This window comes from Vreelandella nigrificans, from assembly GCF_002374315.1.
GTDB lineage: Bacteria > Pseudomonadota > Gammaproteobacteria > Pseudomonadales > Halomonadaceae > Vreelandella > Vreelandella nigrificans.
Genome location: NZ_NWUX01000005.1, coordinates 171,603 through 191,351 on the forward strand (window position 1 = coordinate 171,603; position 19,749 = coordinate 191,351).

The 19,749-nt window shown below is 52.7% G+C and carries 20 protein-coding genes; 7 read left to right on the plus strand and 13 right to left on the minus strand.

Going from position 1 to position 19,749, the window contains the following annotated elements; translation table 11 throughout:
- Positions 1-25 precede the first annotated feature (25 nt).
- Positions 26-952: a LysR family transcriptional regulator gene (locus tag CPA45_RS08700; RefSeq protein WP_096651158.1), complete on the minus strand. Its 927-nt coding sequence runs from the start codon at positions 950-952 to the stop codon at positions 26-28.
- A 223-nt stretch (positions 953-1,175) separates the two neighbouring features.
- Here CPA45_RS08700 and CPA45_RS08705 point away from each other — a divergent pair, with 223 nt between their 5' ends.
- Genes CPA45_RS08705 through argE form a run of 4 tightly spaced genes read left to right on the plus strand, consistent with a single transcriptional unit; the run spans position 1,176 to position 5,410 of the window.
- Positions 1,176-2,141, plus strand: coding sequence for a Bug family tripartite tricarboxylate transporter substrate binding protein (locus CPA45_RS08705; RefSeq protein ID WP_096651159.1), 966 nt, complete (start codon positions 1,176-1,178; stop codon positions 2,139-2,141).
- Between the two features lie 56 nt (positions 2,142-2,197).
- A complete protein-coding gene (locus CPA45_RS08710; protein WP_096651160.1) occupies positions 2,198-2,701 on the plus strand; it encodes a tripartite tricarboxylate transporter TctB family protein in 504 nt (167 codons plus the stop codon).
- A gap of 25 nt (positions 2,702-2,726) precedes the next feature.
- Positions 2,727-4,199 (plus strand): tripartite tricarboxylate transporter permease, encoded by a 1,473-nt coding sequence (locus CPA45_RS08715; RefSeq protein WP_096651161.1) that lies wholly within the window; start codon positions 2,727-2,729, stop codon positions 4,197-4,199.
- Positions 4,200-4,234: 35 nt separating this feature from the next.
- Positions 4,235-5,410: an acetylornithine deacetylase gene (gene argE / locus CPA45_RS08720; protein WP_096651162.1), complete on the plus strand. Its 1,176-nt coding sequence runs from the start codon at positions 4,235-4,237 to the stop codon at positions 5,408-5,410.
- A gap of 22 nt (positions 5,411-5,432) precedes the next feature.
- Here the strand turns inward: argE and CPA45_RS08725 are convergent, their stop codons facing one another.
- Positions 5,433-6,425, minus strand: coding sequence for a 2-hydroxyacid dehydrogenase (locus CPA45_RS08725; protein WP_096651163.1), 993 nt, complete (start codon positions 6,423-6,425; stop codon positions 5,433-5,435).
- A 308-nt stretch (positions 6,426-6,733) separates the two neighbouring features.
- Complete coding sequence (locus tag CPA45_RS08730; protein ID WP_096651164.1) at positions 6,734-7,648, minus strand: AEC family transporter; 915 nt, start codon at positions 7,646-7,648, stop codon at positions 6,734-6,736.
- 107 nt (positions 7,649-7,755) lie between these two features.
- Between CPA45_RS08730 and CPA45_RS08735 the strand changes: the two genes are divergently transcribed.
- Entirely contained in the window at positions 7,756-8,259 is a 504-nt protein-coding gene (locus CPA45_RS08735; RefSeq protein WP_096651165.1) for a hypothetical protein, read from the plus strand.
- Positions 8,260-8,264: 5 nt separating this feature from the next.
- The gene (locus CPA45_RS08740) at positions 8,265-8,873 is read left to right on the plus strand and encodes an SCO family protein (RefSeq protein WP_096651166.1); all 609 of its coding nucleotides are present in this window, start codon (positions 8,265-8,267) and stop codon (positions 8,871-8,873) included.
- A 25-nt stretch (positions 8,874-8,898) separates the two neighbouring features.
- Here CPA45_RS08740 and CPA45_RS08745 read toward each other — a convergent pair whose 3' ends face one another.
- The 7 genes from CPA45_RS08745 to CPA45_RS08775 all read right to left on the minus strand — a co-directional run bounded on the left by CPA45_RS08745 (position 8,899) and on the right by CPA45_RS08775 (position 15,335).
- A complete protein-coding gene (locus CPA45_RS08745; protein ID WP_422822021.1) occupies positions 8,899-9,996 on the minus strand; it encodes an alpha/beta hydrolase family protein in 1,098 nt (365 codons plus the stop codon).
- A gap of 3 nt (positions 9,997-9,999) precedes the next feature.
- Entirely contained in the window at positions 10,000-10,680 is a 681-nt protein-coding gene (locus tag CPA45_RS08750) for a BamJ family beta-barrel-assembly machinery protein (RefSeq protein ID WP_096651167.1), read from the minus strand.
- Positions 10,681-10,841: 161 nt separating this feature from the next.
- The gene (locus CPA45_RS08755; RefSeq protein ID WP_096651168.1) at positions 10,842-11,285 is read right to left on the minus strand and encodes a universal stress protein; all 444 of its coding nucleotides are present in this window, start codon (positions 11,283-11,285) and stop codon (positions 10,842-10,844) included.
- A gap of 21 nt (positions 11,286-11,306) precedes the next feature.
- Positions 11,307-12,590, minus strand: coding sequence for a TRAP transporter large permease (locus CPA45_RS08760; protein WP_096651169.1), 1,284 nt, complete (start codon positions 12,588-12,590; stop codon positions 11,307-11,309).
- Between the two features lie 17 nt (positions 12,591-12,607).
- Positions 12,608-13,195, minus strand: a complete 588-nt coding sequence (locus CPA45_RS08765; RefSeq protein ID WP_096651170.1) for a TRAP transporter small permease — start codon at positions 13,193-13,195, stop codon at positions 12,608-12,610.
- A gap of 152 nt (positions 13,196-13,347) precedes the next feature.
- Positions 13,348-14,394: a TRAP transporter substrate-binding protein gene (locus CPA45_RS08770; RefSeq protein ID WP_096651171.1), complete on the minus strand. Its 1,047-nt coding sequence runs from the start codon at positions 14,392-14,394 to the stop codon at positions 13,348-13,350.
- A 368-nt stretch (positions 14,395-14,762) separates the two neighbouring features.
- Entirely contained in the window at positions 14,763-15,335 is a 573-nt protein-coding gene (locus CPA45_RS08775) for a TIGR02444 family protein (RefSeq protein ID WP_096651212.1), read from the minus strand.
- A 28-nt stretch (positions 15,336-15,363) separates the two neighbouring features.
- Here CPA45_RS08775 and CPA45_RS08780 point away from each other — a divergent pair, with 28 nt between their 5' ends.
- Positions 15,364-17,310 (plus strand): ABC-F family ATP-binding cassette domain-containing protein, encoded by a 1,947-nt coding sequence (locus tag CPA45_RS08780; protein WP_096651172.1) that lies wholly within the window; start codon positions 15,364-15,366, stop codon positions 17,308-17,310.
- 16 nt (positions 17,311-17,326) lie between these two features.
- Here the strand turns inward: CPA45_RS08780 and dtd are convergent, their stop codons facing one another.
- The 3 genes from dtd to thiD all read right to left on the minus strand — a co-directional run bounded on the left by dtd (position 17,327) and on the right by thiD (position 19,746).
- Positions 17,327-17,764, minus strand: coding sequence for a D-aminoacyl-tRNA deacylase (gene dtd, locus CPA45_RS08785; protein ID WP_096651173.1), 438 nt, complete (start codon positions 17,762-17,764; stop codon positions 17,327-17,329).
- Positions 17,765-17,904: 140 nt separating this feature from the next.
- Positions 17,905-18,750: a universal stress protein gene (locus CPA45_RS08790; protein ID WP_096651174.1), complete on the minus strand. Its 846-nt coding sequence runs from the start codon at positions 18,748-18,750 to the stop codon at positions 17,905-17,907.
- 174 nt (positions 18,751-18,924) lie between these two features.
- On the minus strand, positions 18,925-19,746 hold the full coding sequence (gene thiD / locus CPA45_RS08795; RefSeq protein WP_096651175.1) for a bifunctional hydroxymethylpyrimidine kinase/phosphomethylpyrimidine kinase: 822 nt from the start codon (positions 19,744-19,746) through the stop codon (positions 18,925-18,927).
- Positions 19,747-19,749: the final 3 nt, after the last annotated feature.

Consider the following 19,749-nt stretch of genomic DNA (forward strand, 5'->3'; position numbering starts at 1 on the left):
CCTTCTGAATCTCATATGCTTTTTATTACTTCTGTATATCGAACGAAGTTAAAATACCCATTTTATGCAAACTATCGATCTCGGCGTATATCTCTTCGCAGAAAGACTCAGCCACGTTGCTTAACGGCTTGTGTTTAGATTTAAGTAAAGCTATTTCCCACTCGATGGTTGGCTCCATTGGCTTTGATACAACGGCTGTTCCCTGCAGCAACAACTCTGCAATAGGATCAATTACCGCCACCCCAAGCCCACGGTCAACCAACGCGCACACGCCGCGCATATGGCGCATTTCAGCGGCAATATGCCTTTTTATATCAACAGTCTGCATAATGTAATCCACCCTGGCGCGTAAAGGGCTATCGGCCATTAACTCTACAAACGTCTGGTTTTGCAGGCTGGTGATAGCCACCACATCCTGCTTAGCGAGTGGGTGCGTACGATGCATGATGCAGCGCGCAGAACAGCGCGCAAGACTCTTAACCTTTGCTCCATACGTGTCGGCTTCAAGCGTAATTCCCAGCGCTACATCACAGGTATTGTTGTCGATCATTTTAAGCAACTCTTGTAACCCAGCATCAATTACACGAACGCCGACATTCGGGTGGTTTTGTTTAAAGCGCTTAATCACATCGAGTAAAAAGGTATCGCAAAAAATTGGCTGGGCAGCCACTACGACACTGCCTAATTGATTATTAGAAATAGCGTCCGCGTCTTTCTGAATGTCTCGAATACTCGCCATTAATCGTAAAACGGAAGCGTGATACAAAAAGGCCTCTGATGTCGGTGAAAGCTGGTTACGGGAGCGTTTAAATAACGCAAAACCCAGCTCTTCCTCTAGCCCAATTAGTAACCGGCTTACCATTGACTGACTGATCCCTAATGTTTCGGCGGCCGCTTTTGTGGTGCCATGCTTCATGAAGGCATCAAAAGCCTCAATTTCTTTTATTTTCATTACGTTAATCTCTTTTAGTGATTTTTAACTAAATACACCGCAGATAAAAACAACCTTTATAAACAACAAGCTTGCAACTTTGACACACCACTAGAACAAAAACGAATGCCAAGCTTAATTGTTGCAACAATTTTCATACCTGTCTATGTTGAAAATGCAGGCTTACAAAACGAGTAACAAAACATCTAACAACCGCTATGCAACAACCGTTGCGGAGACAAGTATGAAACTCATCCCTAGCTTAGCGGCGGCAACGCTCCTCGCTGCCTCCACTGCCTATGCTCAGAACTACCCCTCTGGTCCTGTCACGTTAGTTGTGCCGTACGGCCCCGGCGGCGCCTCCGACCTTGCCGGTCGGGCTCTCGCGGAGTCTGCTCGCAAATATCTAGGACAGCCTGTCACGGTAGTTAATCAAGCAGGCGCTGGAGGCATGACCGGTGCCCGCGACGTAACGCGAGCAGACCCCGACGGCTACACCTTGCTGCTAGCCCGCGTGGGCATGGCACTGTCGCCAGCGGTAAACGAAAACAACAGTGTTGATTGGGATGAGTACACCTTTATCAGCCCGCTTGAAGCCACACCGATGATTCTTGCCGTCGCCGATGACTCCCCCTATGAGAGCGTGGAAGATTTGCTGGCAGGCATCGAAAACGACCCTGGTGCGATGAGCTATGCAGCCTCTGGGGCGACCGCTATTGATGGCTTTACTGTTCAGTCGCTATTGGCTGACGCGGAAATGGACCCACTAACAGCGGCAACGTTGATTCCTTACCGTGGTGGTGGCGAGCTGGCGACGTCGCTACTGGGTGGGCATGTTGATTTTCTTGCCATCGCGGCAGCATCACTGATGCCTCATATCGAGAGCGGTGATATGCGCCCGTTAATGGTGTTCTCACCTGAGCGTATGGAAGCGCTGCCTGAAGTGCCTACTGCTGAAGAGCTGGGTTATGAGCTAGCGGGGCAAGTAATTGGTTGGAGCGCGTTGTATGGCCCGCCAGATCTACCTGAAGACGTCGTGAATACCTGGGCAGAGGTAATGGAACAGGTTGCAGAGGACGAGATGTGGCTCAGTCGTGCTGATGATCGTGGCTCAATTTCCACTATCGGTAGCGTCGATATGGAGGCCTACGCAAAAGAGCAGTATGAGTTTTATCGCACCTTAGCGGAACAGTTTGGCTATCTGGAGTGAGCTAGCGCTAAGCATCTTGTCGCCACTGCATACATCATTTCATCACTGGAGGGGTCATGGGTATAACACGCGGTTTAGTTATTACAGCACTGTTCGGTATCGTTCTGTTTTTACTGATCCCAGCCTATGTGCCCCGCCCACGCTTTATTCCTGGGTTCGCGCCGCCACCCGATATGTGGCCACGCACAGTTTCCATGCTTGGCATGGCGCTAGGGATACTGCTCGTGGGGCTGTCTTTTTCACGCAAAACCGAAGCAATCGCCGACCCTGAAAATGCCAGCGCTATCCGTGGAGATACACCACTTGCCACGCTACTCACTCGCTTCGGTTGGACGATACTTGCCTTTGCGCTCTTTATCGGCTCAGTGATGCTGCTAGGTTTTTTGCTATCGAGCATCTTACTGTTAATGGCGATGTTGCTACTGACAGGTTATTGGCGCCACAAAGTGGTGGCGGCAGCCGTTGCCGTGGCACTTCCGTTGGTTCTCTACCTATTTTTTTCCAGCGCACTCAATACGCGTTTCCCTGTCGGCAGCCTGTTTAGGGCTATCGGTATTTAACCGACCGCGTATAGGACTGACTACTATGCTCAACGACCTGTTGGTTGCCTTCCAGGCGGTTGCCACCATTGAGAATTTTTTGATCATGGCCGCAGGCATTTGGGGTGGCGTGATTATCGGCGCGATACCCGGCATGACCGGCACCATGGCGGTGACGCTGGCGCTGCCGTTTACTTTCTATATGCAGCCGATTCCAAGTATTTTATTACTCGTTGCACTTTATAAGGGTTCAACCTACGGCGGCTCGGTATCCGCGATTTTGATCAAGACACCAGGTACCGCTTCGGCCGCCTGCACCACCCTTGACGGTTACCCATTGGCCCAACAAGGCAAGGCGGGTAAAGCCCTTAACATGGCGCTCTATTCGTCCTGTACCGGGGACTTTATTTCCAACCTCTCGCTGATTTTTATCGCTGCGCCACTGGCGCTTCTCGCGCTGCGTATTGGTCCCCCCGAATATTTCATGCTGATGATATTCGCGCTCACCACCGTGGCTGGGGTTTCAGGGCGTTCGCTGCTACTTGGGCTTGTATCGGCGTGCTTAGGACTGCTGTTAGCCACCGTGGGCGAAGATATGTACGGCTCATTCCGCTTTGATCTAACCGTGGATATGCAGAGCGGTCTTGCCGTTGCGCCCGTGCTTATCGGCCTGTTTGCGATCCCTGAACTGCTTAAGATTATTGTCTTTCGTAACAACCAGAGCCATAAGCCCATGCAGCTGGGCGATAACCGCGTAACGCGAGACGAGCTGCGGCGATCCTTAAAGGCAATGCTCAAAGGCAGCATGATTGGTGTTGTGATGGGCGCCATCCCAGGTATTGGCCCCTCGGCAGCGGCGTTCTCCTCCTACGGGGAAGCGCAGCGTAGCTCAAAGAATCGAGAGAACTTTGGTAAGGGCGAGCTAGAAGGGATCGCGGCATCAGAGTCCGCCAATAATGGTTGCTGTGGCTCTACTATGATTCCTTTATTAGCGCTGGGCGTGCCGGGCGATGTGATTACTGGCGTAATGCTGGGCGCCTTTATGATTCACGGCATGACCCCAGGCCCTATGCTGTTTGAGAACAACCTTAACGAGGTTTACATGCTGTTTATCGGCATGCTGTTCTCGTCTATTTTGCTGTTTGGTGCTGGCAAAGCAACGATGCGCTTTTTCTCGCATATTTCGCGGATTCCTCCCGGCTTAATGGCGCCGATCGTACTTGCGCTCTGCCTATTCGGCATTTTCTCGATCTCCAACAGTATGTATGACGTCATCGTACTGCTGGTGATGGGCGTATTTGGCTTTTTCATGTTCCTGTTCGCCATTCCCGCCGCCCCCTTTTTGATTGCCTTCATTCTTGGCCCGATGTTGGAAGAGAACCTACGTCGCTCCCTTGCACTCTCTCGTGGTGATCCAAGCATCCTGGTGTCGTCGCCTATCACCTGGCTTTTCGCTTCGCTGGCGATATTCGTGGTGGTAGTGACGATTCGTCAGCAGCTTAAGAAGGCCAAAGCCTGAGCCAAAGATTCCCTTATTGCCAAGGATTTAACGCTATGCAAGCTAACGCTCACCCGCAGCTGGAAGCCGCGATATCTCACCTCGCGGATCTGATCGCTTACGACACAACAAGTGCGCACTCTAATCTGGAGCTCATTCGGCATCTTGAGAAGTTCTTCGCTACTCTTGGTGCTGAGGTCACGGTACTGCCGGATAAGAGCGGCGAAAAAGCCAATTTAGTCGCCCGCCTGGGCCCAGCCGACGTAGCCGGCATCGTCCTCTCTGGTCATACCGATGTGGTACCCGCCAATCCAAAAAATTGGCAAAGCGACCCTTTCAACATGGAGCAGCGCGGCAGCCGCTTGTTTGGTCGGGGCACCTGCGACATGAAAGGCTTTGCAGCCTGCGTCATGGCAGCAGCACCAGCTTTTGCCAACGATGAACTGCGGCGCCCGTTCTATTTCTGCTTTTCTCACGATGAAGAGGTGGGCTGCCTGGGAGCGCCCGCCATCGCACGCTACTTGGCTGAGCTTAAGGTACCACCAGCCCTGGCAATTATCGGCGAACCCAGCGAGATGAAGCTGATCAACGGCCAGAAGGGCAAGATTGCAATGCGAGTAACGGTGCGTGGTGAAGGGGGCCACTCGTCCTTCTCCCCTCAACACGTCAATGCGGTGGAGTATGCCTCACGCATTATCACTATGATCGCCGAGCGATCACGACGATATGAACAAGAGGGCCCCTTCGACCAAGACTTTACCGTCCCCCACGCCACAACGCTGACCACCATCATAGAAGGCGGTGTAGCGACCAACGTTACTCCCGACACTTGCAGCTTTATCTTTGAGCTACGCAGCATTGATCAAGAGGCGGCCGCCACAGATATCCAAGGGCTGATCAGCGATATTGAGGCAACCCTACTCCCCGAAATGAAGCGTCAATCAGCAGACTCCGCTATTGAGTGGCAAGCGTTATTTGCCTACCCCGCCATGGGCGATGCCACCGGCTGCGAGACATTTAAACAACTTGAGCCTATTCTTCCCGAGCGTGGCGGCAAGGTTTCGTATGGTTCAGAAGGCGGCGTGTTCGAGATTGATGGTGGTATTCCCTCGGTGATTCTTGGGCCCGGCTCTATTCGCCAAGCCCACAAGCCCGATGAGTTCATAGAAATTGATCAACTTAGCCAGTGCCTAGCATTCTTCGATGAGTTAAATGCTTGGATGAAAGGCTAGCGCCCGTATGGGTGGAGGTGGATTACTTGGCACTCACCCGATGTATATCGCCTTCGCCACTTTCAAAGGCGTCGATATTCGCCAGCGTGGTTTCGGCAATATTGGTTAGCGCCTCGGTAGTGAAGAAAGCCTGATGACCGGTAATCAGCACATTGTGAAAGGTCGTCAGGCGCATAAACTGGTCATCATCAATCACTTTGTGCGATAGATCCTCGAAAAACAGCTGCTCCTCTTCTTCGTATACATCCAGCCCCAGGCGACCAATATGACCACTTTTTAAGCCAGCAATCACCGCTTGGGTGTCAACCACTCGCCCGCGTCCGGTATTAATCAGCATCACCCCCTGTTTCATTTGTGCGATGGCCGCGGCGTTAATCAGGTGATCAGTATCTGGTGTTAACGGGCAGTGCAGAGAAACAATATCGGCCTGGGCATAAAGTGTTTCAAGAGGCACATACTCTACAAACGCCTTAGCCTGTGGGTTAGGGAGTGGGTCATGAGCGAGAATACGACAACCAAAGCCATGCATGATGTCAGCAAAAATCAGCCCAATATGCCCAGTGCCAATCACTCCGACAGTTTTACCATGTAGGTCGAACCCTAGCAGGCCATCAAGTGCAAAATTGCCTTCCCGTACGCGGTTATAAGCGCGGAAGGTCATACGGTTCAGGCTCATCACCAGCGCTACAGCATGCTCAGCAACTGCATGGGGCGAATAAGCAGGCACTCGTGCCACCGTAATCCCCAGCCGCTCGGCCGCTGCTAAGTCAACATGATTAAATCCCGCCGAGCGCAGCGCAACCAGCCGTGTACCGCCTGAATAAAGCTGTTCAAGCACCGCAGCATCTAGGTGATCGTTAACAAAAACGCATACGCCATCAAACCCTTTGGCTAAAGGGGCAGTCTCAACAGTCAGACGCGCATCAAAGAAGCTTAGATCGTGGTGCTTAGCCGCACTGGCACGACTAAGAAAGGTTTGATCGTAAGGTTTGGCGCTAAAAACAGCAATGCGCATAGGGGCTCTCCTGGCGTGTGGTAGATGCTCAGCATAGGCAATACGATCAGCATCTGCCCTGACACAGCGCATATTTGTTATGTGAGGAGCATATGTGGGGAGTATAGAAAGGCGGCGCTAGAAAAAAGAAAGCCGCTCCAAAGGAGCGGCAAAAGACCGTGACTAGCAATGAGAGGGAGAAACCATGACAGGAAACTGGCGGTTTCTGTCGTGGTCTGTGGCGTCTCATCAAACGCCGACCATCACAATATAATCATTCTCATTTACCCCGTCAACACAAATGCGAATACTTTTTATTTATTTTTAAATCAACCCACCAATTTCAGCCAAAAGGGTAGCGTCACCATCGCCATTAACGTCTGTCCGGTAATAATCGCTGCCATTAGCTCAGCATCCCCCCCTAGCTGACGAGCGAGAATATAAGCCGACGTCGCGGTGGGTAACGCAGCAAATAGGAGCGCTACATCGCGGCTAACGCTGTCTAGCCCCAGTAACCACGCCAGCAACAGCACCAATGTGGGCATTAACAGCAATTTAATGGCATTGGTGGCAACAACGCCTCGATCAAAGCGCAGCAGCGCTGCAGGTCGTAGCGCCACACCAACCGCCACTAACCCCAGTGGTAGCGCTGCGCGCCCTAGCAGCTCTACAGTATCCTGACTCCAACCCGGTAGCCCAACCCCAGACAGGTTCAAACCAATCCCCACCAAACAGCCTAGTATTAGCGGGTTTTTCGCTAGCGCTAAGGCGCTTTTACCCAAGCTGGAGCTGCCCAGCGTGCCTGCGGCCACAAAGCTTGCCACACACATCACGTTGACCACCGGCACCATTAACGCCACCGCTACCGCTGCCGTGGTGGCTCCGGCACTGCCATGTAGTGCTGCCGCACCGGCGACACCTACATAGGTGTTAAAGCGCACAGCCCCTTGAAACACCGAGGTAAACGCCGCTGGCGATAACCGCAGCCAAGCACGGAAATACCACAGTACTAGCCCAAAGAAACCCATTGCGACTAGTAGCACCAGGGCTAACCGACCTACTGGCACTTGGCTTACATCCGCCGTAGCGAGCGTGCCCACCAGCATTGCAGGAAACAACACAAAGTAAATTAAGCGCTCCATGTGCGGCCAAAACGTTGTGCTCGGCCAGCGCAAGTAACCAATTACGACGCCTAACAGAATTAACAAAAACAGCGGCCCCAGCGCTCCGCTAATGCTTTCCATGACGGCTCCTTATTAAGTGCGACATCCCAGCACAGCGGACATCTGAGAGATTGCTGTTACCATAAACTAAACTCCCGCCTTACGGCCTGCGTAGCGACTATTTTGCCATGAAGAAACTGCCCACACCTGCCTCCTTTACGGGTTTCCCAGCACTTAAAGTGCTTATCCTTGTGACCTGTTTGGCCCTAGCAGCTTGCGCGTGGTATGTCTTTGCCAACTGGTTACGAGACGATGGTGATGTGATGTGGTTCACCCCTACCCAGGGATGTGATTTACACGCCCAGCCTTGCTCTGCCATGCTAGGCGATAAAGGCCGGATCACACTAACGGTCAGTGCTGACGGCCGCATTGATGCCCTGGAAATTGTGCCACTGGAAGTAATGGTAGAAGGCATCGACGCTGACCAGGTCAGCGTTGACTTTATCGGTAGGGATATGGAGATGGGCTTGCACCGATTCAGTTTAACTGCGGCGGCTCCTGGCCTCTTCCATGGTCAAGGCCAAGTAGGTATTTGCACCCAAGCCGTAATGCCCTGGCGAGCACGTGTCATACTGGAGACCCCAGAGGGCAAGTTAGGCAGCTGGTTCGATTTTGACGTGATTCGGAGTTAACGAATATGGCAGCTAAAACAAACAAACGTAAAGTACTGTGGCTGGGGTTAGGGCTGCTAGTCGCTCTACTGGTGGTTGGTCTTATTGGCCTCTATCAAACAGCCACTAGCACCGACAGTGACGAGCCTGTGGGCGGACCGATTGAAATGCCTTCCACTCAAGGCGATTTCTCGTTAGCCCAGCTTGAGGAAGGTGACATTGCCATCGTCTCGTTTGGTTATACCTACTGCCCTGACGTATGCCCCATCAACCAAGCCGTTAAACGCCAAGCACTTGCCCAGTTAGACGAAACCCAACGTGAACGCGTAGTACCACTGTTGATTACCGTTGATCCCGAGCGCGACACACTTTCGCGTATGGAAGAGTACATGCAGTTTTTCGGGAGCGAATTTATTGGTTTGGTGGGCAGCCAGACACAGCTGGAAGACGTTGCAGCACGCTATGGTGTTATTTGGCGGCGCGTCGAGGCACCTGACTCAGCAATGTCATACACTATCGATCACAGCGCATCACTGTTTCTAGTCAACCGGGAAGGCGAGATTTTACAGCGAGTGCTCTACTCGCCAACGCCCCACGGGCTTATTTCGGCGTTGGAACACGAACTGGCTCGGTAATTCAGGCTGTTTTGTTAAGAGTGTTTCACTCTTGCCGTTCTAGCACCTCCTGCTGCACTAGAGCACTCTGCAGCCTATCCAGCATGGCCATTAAGGCTCTAACCTGAGTGCCTTCGCGGGTATCGTGAAGTGGGCTTAGTTGCCAAGTGCTTTCGGCAAAGCCCCACCAGTCCCAACACCCTTGGGGGTTAGCCATGCTGCTTTTGGCTTGAGGGTATAGTACTAACTGCCCATACTCTTCAGCCCAGTGGTTTAGGCCGCTGTGGCGAATAAAGGTATCACCAATGGCGTCGGCGCTCATTTGACAGCCATGCAATGCTACGGTGACCGGGCAGCCACCCGCCTCGCACACTTCGGGTATAAATACATAGCCAGTATTCGCCAGCCCTTTTACCGCGAATTCTGACTGGTCAAATGCTACCAGTTCACCTTCGCTGGCAGCGGGCTGGCGTTCAGGGTAAAGCCAGCCAAGCATTTCACTTGCCACATCCTCGTTACAGGCTAATACATGGCTGCCACCACCTTGGCGGCAGCCACCCAATGACTGAGGATCGATGGCTGCTTCTCGGGGCAATCGTACAGGCCAGCCATGCCCAGTAGCATCACTACTAACAGCACGAAGCTGATTTGGCGAGCCAAGCCAAGCCTGCCACTGTTCTGCCAGCAGGCTGCCAAGTTCTGGCACGACCACCTCGTCCTCCGCACCATGCCATACAAACGCACGTAACAAGCTTAAATCTTCCTGGCTACCCACCTGCTCTTGGGACGCATAGCGCTCTCTACGCGCATCCAGATCATCGAGGGAGGGTAAGCCACGACGAGTGGTCATACATTGATTAAGCGCTAGGCTTAATGCCCCTTGGGCACAGCCCCAAGGCCCGGCAGCTAATACGCCTACACCGCTAAAGCGCTCTGGCCATGCTACTGCCAGCTGTGCTGCCATGTAGCCGCCTGACGATACACCTACAACGCTGGCCTGGTCGCTGGTAGCGCTTAGCTGAGGCAGCGGTGCAGGCTTTTCAGCGTAGGCTATGCTGGTGACCAGCATAGCAAGCACACCGGCAGAACTACGTATGCCAGGGCTACGCATGGCAAAGCTACGCACAAATGGGGCTGAGCTCATAGGTTACTCGACGCCTAAAAGTTCAACGCGGAAGGTCAGCATTTCATTGGGACCGATGGGGCCTTGGCCACTAGCTCCATAGGCCAGCTCAGCGGGGATATACAGCATCCAGCTATCGCCCACGCTCATTAATTGCAGTGCTTCCTGCCAGCCTTCAATTACCTGGTTTACCTGGAAGCTCACCGATTGGCCACGCTCAAAAGAGCTATCGAACACGGTGCCATCTAGCAGCATGCCTTCGTAGTTAACCTCAACCGTGTCTTCCGGGCCCGGCGTTGCGCCATCGCCAGACTCTAGTACTTCATACTGCAGGCCAGACTCTGTAACAGTGACTTCATCACGCTCAGCGTTCTCAGCTAGAAAAGTGTCTCCTTCTACACGTTTCATCATCGCCAGCTCTTCAGCTTCCCGCTCACGTGCCTGCATGGATTGCTCTTGAAAAGCAACCAGCGCTTCCATCATCTCTTCTTCGCTAAGCGCTAAATCATTACCCTCAAATACGTCACGCATGCCACCTGTAAAGGCATCGATATCAAGATCTTCAATATCGGCCTGCATGCTTTCACCTAAAGTAACGCCTAAGCTATAGGCAAGGCGCTGTTCATCGGTTTCAGGCGTCGCCGCTGCAAATGGAGCGACTAGCAGTAAACTCGTTAGGGCCGCGGAAGAGAGCAGTGCTTTCATGAAAAAAAACCTTATTCAGAGGCGCTGTACGCCAAAAATTTAGTGCCTTAAAGACTAACACCCGCCGCTCCAGGCTGCATTAGCTGAAACGGCAGGTGTTGATCAGACCACAGATACCAAGAGAGGTTTAAGGCCTGTTGATACCAATAGGCCTTAGTACGTTATACCACTAGCGTAGGACAGTGTGCCGCACCCGCTACACGCTGAGAAACGCTGCCAAGCAGCAGGTTTTTCTCACCATTGGTGCCCTGGGCACCAATCACTATCAGGTCACACTCACGTTTATGGGCGAAGCGCACAATGGTACGCGATGGTCGACCGCCTTTAACAAACGCTCTGACCCGAACGCTATCGGCACCCAATTCGATCGCGTGAGCCTTCGCATGCACCGCGATTTCCGTGGCGTATTCTTTCAGTGCGTCATCGGGTATGTCGAGTTTATTTGGCCGCACCATGGAAAGCGATGCCTCCAACAAGCTGTGGTGCTTAAATACACACAGCAAGTAGAGTTCCGCGCCAGTTAGCAGATGCAGCCCAACAGCCTTCTCCAGTGCTCTAATTGCCCCTTTCGAGCCATCCACAGGCACTAAAATGCGATTAAACATGTGCGTTATCCTGGTGGTGGTTTAGCGGAAAGCAAGGTCGCGCAGGAACAGTGCAATCTGCGGATACGCGATAATCAGGCCGGCGGCAGTTACCAGCATAATAATAAAGGGGGGTGTCCCTTTTATTACTTCCCAGTAAGGCCGCTTAAATATCGCAATGGCCGTGAATATATCGCACCCAAAGGGTGGCGTTGCCGAGCCTATCGCAACTTGCAACGTGATCAGCACGCCGACCAATACAGGATCAAGCCCTGAGGCTGCAATTGCAGGCGCAAAAATCGGCGTGAGTACTAAAATCACCACAATGGGATCAACGAACATACAGGCGACAAAAAAAGCAATGGAAATGGCGATCAATACGCCTACCGGACCCGCTTCGTTAATCCCAAAAGTACCTAATATCGCTTGGGGAATTTGAGCAAACGAAATAACCCAAGAGAACCCATTCCCTGCCGCCACCAGAATAAAGACCACCGCAGTAATCAAGCCGGTTGATTTGGCAATGGTGAACATATCCGGAAGCTTTAAAGAACGGAAAATAACAAACTCAAGCAATACCGCGTACAACACACAAGCTGCCGCTGCTTCAGTAGGGCTAAATACTCCGCCGTAGATGCCGCCCACAATCAAAACCGGAAAGCCCAGTGGCCACAGTGCTTTCTGTACCGCTACAGCACGCTCTTTCCAGGTCGCTTTTGGCTCGGTAGGTACCTTATTAACAATGGCATAAATAATGCAGTAGACCGAGAACATCGCCAAAATCAACAACCCCGGTCCAATACCAGCAATAAACAGTTCGGCAATCGAGGTTTGGGAAATAACCCCGTAAATAATCATGCCAATGCTAGGGGGAATCAAAAAGGCAATATCGCTGGAGTTAATAATCAGCGCTAGCGTAAAAGGGTCTTTATAGCCCGCTTTAAGCATGCGTGGACGCAGCGGTGACCCTACAGCAACGACGGTAGCCTGGGTCGAACCAGACACCGCCCCAAACAGCGTACAAGACGTTGCCGTACTGACCGCTAGTCCGCCTTTTATATGCCCAACAAAGGTCATCACCATGTCAATCAGGCGATTTGCTGATTGGCCCCTGGTCATAATATCTGCAGCCAGGATAAACATGGGTACAGCAATGAGTGCGGTAGGACTAATCCCACGCATCATCTGCTGAATCATGGTTTCCATTTGTCCAAGGCCGCCAAAACTCATAAAGAAGCCCACAAAGGCGGCGGTCATCAATGGAATCATCATCGGGAAGCCGAGCAGCAGCAGCACGATCATGATGGTAATTATCGTTGCAGTCATGTGTCGTTCCTCGCGGCCTACACTTCCGTTTCGGTATCTTTATAGCCATCTACAACATGGGTCGAGAGATAGACATCCTTCGATATCATGTTGGTATAAGCTGTCATCAGGTACTGAATTCCCGTTACGGCAAACCCAACCGGCACCCATACATACATCCACCAAGCAGGAATACCGGTAGAAGGAAGACTGCGTCCACGCCCCATAATGGTTGTGATGTAACCCACCGAGTAGTAGCACAACACAAACATCACCAACGACGTGAACAGGCAAATAAAAATCATCAGCCAGCGACGACCGCCCGTGGGCAGCGCATCATAAATTGCTGACATACGAATATGCCGCCCGTGGCGTGCGGCATAGCCGATCCCGGCAAAGGTAACCAACACGATTAACATGCGGTTTACTTCCTCGGAAAAGTGCAGACTTTCCCCGAATACAAACCGCCCAATAACGTTAGCCACCGTATTAATTGCCATTAAGATAATACCGGTTGCAAGAATGACCGCTTCACCTTTGCTGATCCAGGTGTCAATCACCCCAAGCGGCCCCGGTAACATGGAGCGATAGTTTTTTTCAACAACATCGTCTTCGCTCATATCCATCGCAATTGCTCCTCTTGGCACCCATTGGGCTCTTCATCACTGTAGCGGCTATCAAAGCGATATCATTCAACGCTGATTGGCCGCACAGAGGATTAATGAAAAAGGGGCAGCCTGCGGCTACCCCTTATTAAGCTCAACGCTAACCAATATGATTAATCGTTGTTGACCGCTTCCAGGTCTTGTTTGAACTGCTCAAGTAGCGCGGCACCACGCTCGCCTGTCATTTCGACAAAGCGCTCTTCTACTTGCGGAGCACGGTCACGGAAGGCTTGAATCTGCTCTTCGTCAAGGCGGGTCACAGTAACGTCGTCAGACGCTTCCTGGATTTTTGCCAGCGACTCGTCTGCTAAGCCCGAGATATGCTCAATGATATGCTCGTACGCAGCTTCGGTAGCATCGCGTACCAATTGCTGGTCATCTTCAGACAAGCCTTCATAAAAGTCCTGGTTAGCCATCATCGCGGTAGTGAACCAGCCATGGCCAGTGAATACCAAGTTGGGCGATACTTCGTAAAGACCACCTGACTCTATCCAGAAAATCGGATTCTCCTGACCCTGCAAAATATTTGTTTGCAGGCCACCATAAACCTCACCCCAGGGTAGCGGCGTTGGGCTAGCACCAAAGGCACGGTACGTTTCTGCCAGCAGCGGGTTGGTCATGGTGCGGATATTTTTACCGCGCAGTTCTTCAGGCGACGTAATTGGTTCATTAACCGTCAGTACCATTTCACCTTCCGGATACATCTTCAGCAGCTCTAAGCCCTGCTCAGCATAAAGTTCTGGGAAAGTTTCATGGATAGCGGTGCTGGTGTTAAAAAACTCGATGACAGTTTCTTCATCGGTTGGCAGCAAGTAGGGTACGAAGAAGATTTGTGCTTCGGGAATCAGCGCCCCGGTGAAGCCTGGAGATTGGTTAACGAACTGGAGAATGCCCGCTTGGGTCTGCTCCATAATATCGTCTGACTCACCTAACTCACCGAAACGGTATACCTGAACGGTGTGATCAGAATTCTCTTCGACATACTCTTTGAATGCCATGGCGAAGACATCTTGCACATCGCCTTCGTACTCTTCGTGAGCGTAACGCCAATTGTCCGCCTGTGCAGCGGCGGTCATACCCAGCAGTAGTGCGCCTACGCTAGCCGTCGTCATTAACTTAGTGGTTAGTGAGCGAGTCGAAAAAGATTTGCTTGCCTTCATGCAGAGTTCCCCTTGCAGTGGTAAGCGCGCTATGCGAGTGCGCCAGAATCTAATTTTTGTATAACGCGAGCTGTATTCTGCTGTTGTGCCATCCGCTAACATACAGAAATGTTTCTGATATGCGTGGTTTATAAACTTAGTTCATAAAGCTTGTTCATAGAACCTGTTCATAAGACTTGCTCATAAAACCTGTCCGTAAAAACCTGCTCATAAAAACGTGTTCTTAAAGCTCATTCGAAGCCAGCCCATAAAAACTTGTTTATAAACAATCTTTATAAAAAATCGTGCATAAACACACTTATAACTGTGAATTAGCGAGCGAAAATAGATCGCCAATACGCGTTATTCAAAAATAGCTTAATTTTAGGCTAGCGTGATGGACTCAAGTGGTCAAGCTGGCAAGCCAGCACCTCAAAAGCGCGTAGCACGCTTTCGCGCGAGCGTTGCTCACTTTCCACATGAGTGTCAAATAGCGCATTAAAAAGCGTATCGTGCAGCCATTTGTCTACATCGTGCAGCCTAGGCTCTATATTTATTAACCGCCGATCATGCTCTGAGGCTTGCCAAGCCCACGCTTGCCAGCGTTGAAGATTTTCACGCTCTGCTTGCAGCTCAGCCTGCTGAATAGTTTTTCGCAGTGCAGCAATTGGGCCACTTTCTGCCGCCAGTGGCTTTAACTCACGGCGCAGTTGGCGCAGGGCCTCAGTTACCTGCTGCTGCCAGCCTAAACGCTCTTCGCGTATGACTCCCAATGCATCAGGGGCTGCTTGTATACCATGCTGATAAAGCCAGCAGTGGAACAGCAGCTCACATACATCAAGGCCAGCATCATCCTGCAATGTCAGGCAGGCGTGTTCAACGCCTGGCTTGGCATAGAGTTCCAGCGCAAAATCCCACAGTGAAGTCTGCCGCAAGCGCTGCAATCGGTTAGAATCGAGCATTGATTTACCCATTTTTTCGGGAGAAAGCATGATCGCACTGCGCCAAGTCGCCCTGCAACGGGGCACACAAACGCTACTCGATAGCGCAGACCTTACGCTACATAACGGCGTCAAGGCAGGCATTATTGGGGCAAACGGTGCCGGTAAGTCGAGCCTGTTTAAACTGCTGCTAGGAGAGCTGGGGCCTGACCAGGGCGACATTGAAATGAGTGGTGGTCAGCGTATAGCCCATATGGCCCAAGAAGTAGACGCCCTTGACCGCCCCATTGTCGAATATGTTTTGGACGGCGACCTTGCGCTGCGCCAAGCACAAAGTGATCTGCTTGCCGCCCGTGAAGCGGACGACGCCCACCGCGAAGCCGAACTACACGGGCTAATCGAGACCCTGGATGGCTATAGTGCTGAATCACGAGCAGCCCAGCTGCTCGTGGGACTTGGCTTTGTGCAAGCCGACCTGACCCGGCCACTATCAGACTTTTCTGGTGGTTGGCGCATGCGGGTAAACCTAGCCCGCACGCTGTTTATGCCCTCAGACTTACTGCTGCTTGACGAGCCAACCAACCACCTGGACCTGGATGCTTTGCTATGGCTAGAGCAGTGGCTAACCCGCTACCCAGGCACACTCTTGCTGATCTCCCACGATCGGGATTTCTTAGATGCGGTGTGTGATCATATTGTGCATATGCATCACAAAACCCTGGAGCTATATCGCGGTAATTACTCACGTTTTGAGCGCACCCGTGCCGAGAAGCTCGCCCTACAGCAGGCTGAAGCCGCCAAACAGCAGGCACGCCGCGAGGAAATTGAACGTTTTATTGCACGTTTTCGTGCCCAGGCAACGAAAGCTAAACAGGCGCAAAGCCGTGTAAAAATGCTGGAGCGTATGGGTGAGATTGCGGTAGCACACACGGATTCTCCATTTCACTTCTCCCTGCCTGCTGCCGACAAAACATCCCATCCGCTACTGGTGCTAGATCAAGCTACCCTTGGTTACCGTAGCGACGCGGGCGAAATCGCTCAGCTGGAGAAGGTCAATATCACGCTGCTGCCCGGTAGCCGCATTGGTCTGTTAGGCCCCAATGGAGCGGGCAAATCGACGCTGATCAAGTCACTGACCGGTGAGCTTGCGCTGCTAAACGGCAAGCGTGTCCCAGGTGAGCATTTAGCGATTGGTTACTTTGCCCAACATCAGTTAGAAGGGCTTGATGTCACTACGACACCATTTGTCCACGTACAGCGGCTCTCTCCGACGGCTAGCGATCAGGATATTCGCAACTTCCTGGGCGGCTTTGGATTTAAAGGCGACGATGCCTTTGGCAACGTAGCCACCTTCTCTGGCGGTGAAAAAGCACGCTTGGCACTGGCACTGGTCGCTTGGCAAAAACCTAACCTGCTGCTACTCGATGAGCCCACTAACCACTTGGATCTAGAGATGCGCGAAGCGCTAACTGAAGCGCTTGCCGGATTTGAGGGCACGGTAATTCTGGTCTCCCACGACCGTCACCTGCTACGCGCCACGGTGGATGAGTTTTGGCGGGTTGCTGACCACCGTGTAGAGCCTTTCGACGGTGATTTAGACGACTATCGCGTGTGGTTAAAGGCCCGCTTGGAAGAGAGCCGCCGGGATGTGCGCAGCGAAAAAAGCGAGCGCCAGGGGCAGCAGCCCAGCGGTGACCGTAAAGCCGCCCGTAAGGCCGCTGCGGAGCTGCGCGAAAAACTGCGCCCATTAAAAAAGCAGCGCGACCAAGCTGAAAAAGCCATGGAAAATGCACAACAGGCACTTGAAGATGTAGAAGCAGTACTCGCTGACCCAGCGTTATACACTGACAGTGCACGAAAGGCCGAGCTGACCCAAGCACTTGCCCAGCAAGCCGAGATTAAGGCCCGCCTAGATCGTACGGAGCAAGCTTGGCTTGCCGCCGAAGAAGCGCTAGAGGCCATGGAAGCCGAGCTGCTGGCAAACGAGAACGCATGACTGCGGGCATCAGCCCTTAGCTTTCCAGCAAAAAAGTGACCGGCCCGTCGTTAACCAGCGCTACCTGCATGTCAGCGCCAAACCGGCCGGTCGCCACTTGAGGCCACGCTGCGTAGGCTCGGCTAACCAAGTACTCAAACAGTCGCTCGCCATCTGCAGGCGGTGCGGCACTGGAAAAGCTGGGGCGCAGCCCTTTGCGGGTATCAGCGACCAATGTGAACTGGGAAACCAACAAAAGCCCCCCTTCAGCCTGCTGCAGGTTGTGGTTCATCTTATCGTCAGCGTCGCTAAATACGCGGTAATTCAGCAGTTTGTGAAGCAGTTTATCGGCATCTGTCTCGCTATCGCTCTTCTCCACCCCTACCAGCGCCAGCAACCCGTGGTTAATTTCGCCAACCACCTCGCCTTTTACGGTGACACTGGCATTTTTTACCCGCTGAATTAATGCTTTCACACTTGCCCCTTGGGATGTTTTCTATAGTGGGCACAGTGTAATCGTCGTCAGGCGATTCAACCAAAACTCGTCGCTAGACTAGTGGGGCAAAAGCATATGACAGAAGCCTTCTTCTAGCAGGCGCTCGACATATCACTGTCTCACCAGGCACGGCACAACATCAAATCGCAATGGGGTTCATTAAGCAGCATCTCGGCTAACTGACTGGTGTGATGTGGCTGGCCGCGGCTGCCCACCATGACTAGGTCAGGAGAGTGGCGCTTCATATAGTCATGTAATACATCGCAAGGCTGGCCTTGCTCCAGCACTAGCTCTACCTCAGGCACGCCGTCAAGCTCACGCATCAAGCCCTCTACCTCGCTATCAAGCGCTTCACGCAAGCGAGTTACTTCATGGTCGCGCCACTGGGCGTAGTAGGTTTGCGAACCTAACTCCCGCTCGCCAGGTAGGCTCCATGCATGCAGTAGTGTCAACTTGGCCTCAGGAAAACGCACCAATGCCTCTTTTAGGGTTTGACGAGCGGCAAGTGAAAAATCTATCGGCACCAGAATATGCTGCCACGGCTGAGTGGGAAGGTAAGACGCTACCACTACAGGGCAAGGAGCGCTGCGCAACACTCGCATGACAGTGGTGCCCGAAAGCAGGTCTTTTTGGCCGCGCTTACGGTGCATCCCCATAATAATCAGCGAGGCATGACGTTCATGGGCTTCTCTGACGATCTCCACATGAGGAGAGCCCACTAACGTCTGAATCATCAGCGCCGGGGCCTCTAGGGCATAATCCTCGCGTAGGTCCGTCAGCGTTGCGCTAATGTCTTCGCTGACGGCACGTTCAACCTCGTGGAGCACACGATGGGGCAAGTAAGGGTCGAGCACATGCAAAATATCAAGGTGGGCGCCCTGGGCGTAGGCAAGGCGCAGGGCGCGGGCGAAGGCGGCACGGTTATCCTGGGAGAGGTCGGTGGCAAATAGCAGGGTCTGAGACATAACACAACTCCTTGGCCGAGCACTCGGCACAGTCGTGAAGCAAGCAGCACTCTTCAGCATGGTGCCCGAATGCGCATACCGCAAGCAGTCTCGCCTTTCTATTGTGCAATGCAGACCTATTCGCTGAGCCAGGTCAACCTATTGCCATGGGCAGCGCTTACTGCTGCCAGCTGGTTACCACCATGCATGAAAATGATGGACCGGGCCACGGCCTTTGCCAACGCTTAACCGCGTGCTCGCTTCTAAGGCCGCATGCAGCCACCTTTTTGCCTCACTAATCGCCTCAATAGGCGCATCAGCGGCAGCGTCCTCAGGTAGCGCTGCCAAGCAAGCGGCAATCGCTGAAGAGAGCGCACAGCCCGTGCCATGCAGGTTTTCAGTCGCAATACGTGATGCAGGCAGCCATGTATGGGCATTGGGCGATGCTAATAAATCGGGACAGGTTGCGCCCCGCAAATGTCCACCTTTGAGTACCACATAAGGGGCGCCCAGTTGCGTTAGCCCTGGCAACATGGCTTCCATCTCATCCAGCGAGGTAGGCGCCTGGCAGCCCAGCAGCACAGCAGCCTCAGGCAGATTAGGGGTAATCACGTCTGCTAACGGCACCAGAATATCGCGCACCGCACGAATACCTGCATCGTCTACCAAAATATCACCGCTTTTTGCCACCATCACTGGGTCCAGTACAATCCAGCGTGGCCGGTGCTTGCTCAATACCTCCGCAATCACCTCAGCAACATCACGGCTAGCTACCATGCCGATTTTTACAGCATCTATGCTGACATCACCCAGCAGGTGCTCTAGCTGCTCACGTATCACCTGAGGTGGCACCGGATAGACGGATGCCACGCCACAGGTATTTTGCGCAATGACAGCAGTAATCACGTTGGTGCCGTAGACCCCCAACGCTGAGAAAGTTTTTAAATCGCCCTGCAGACCTGCTCCACCAGAAGGATCGGAGCCTGCGATAGTCAGTACATTGGCAACGTGCGTCATACC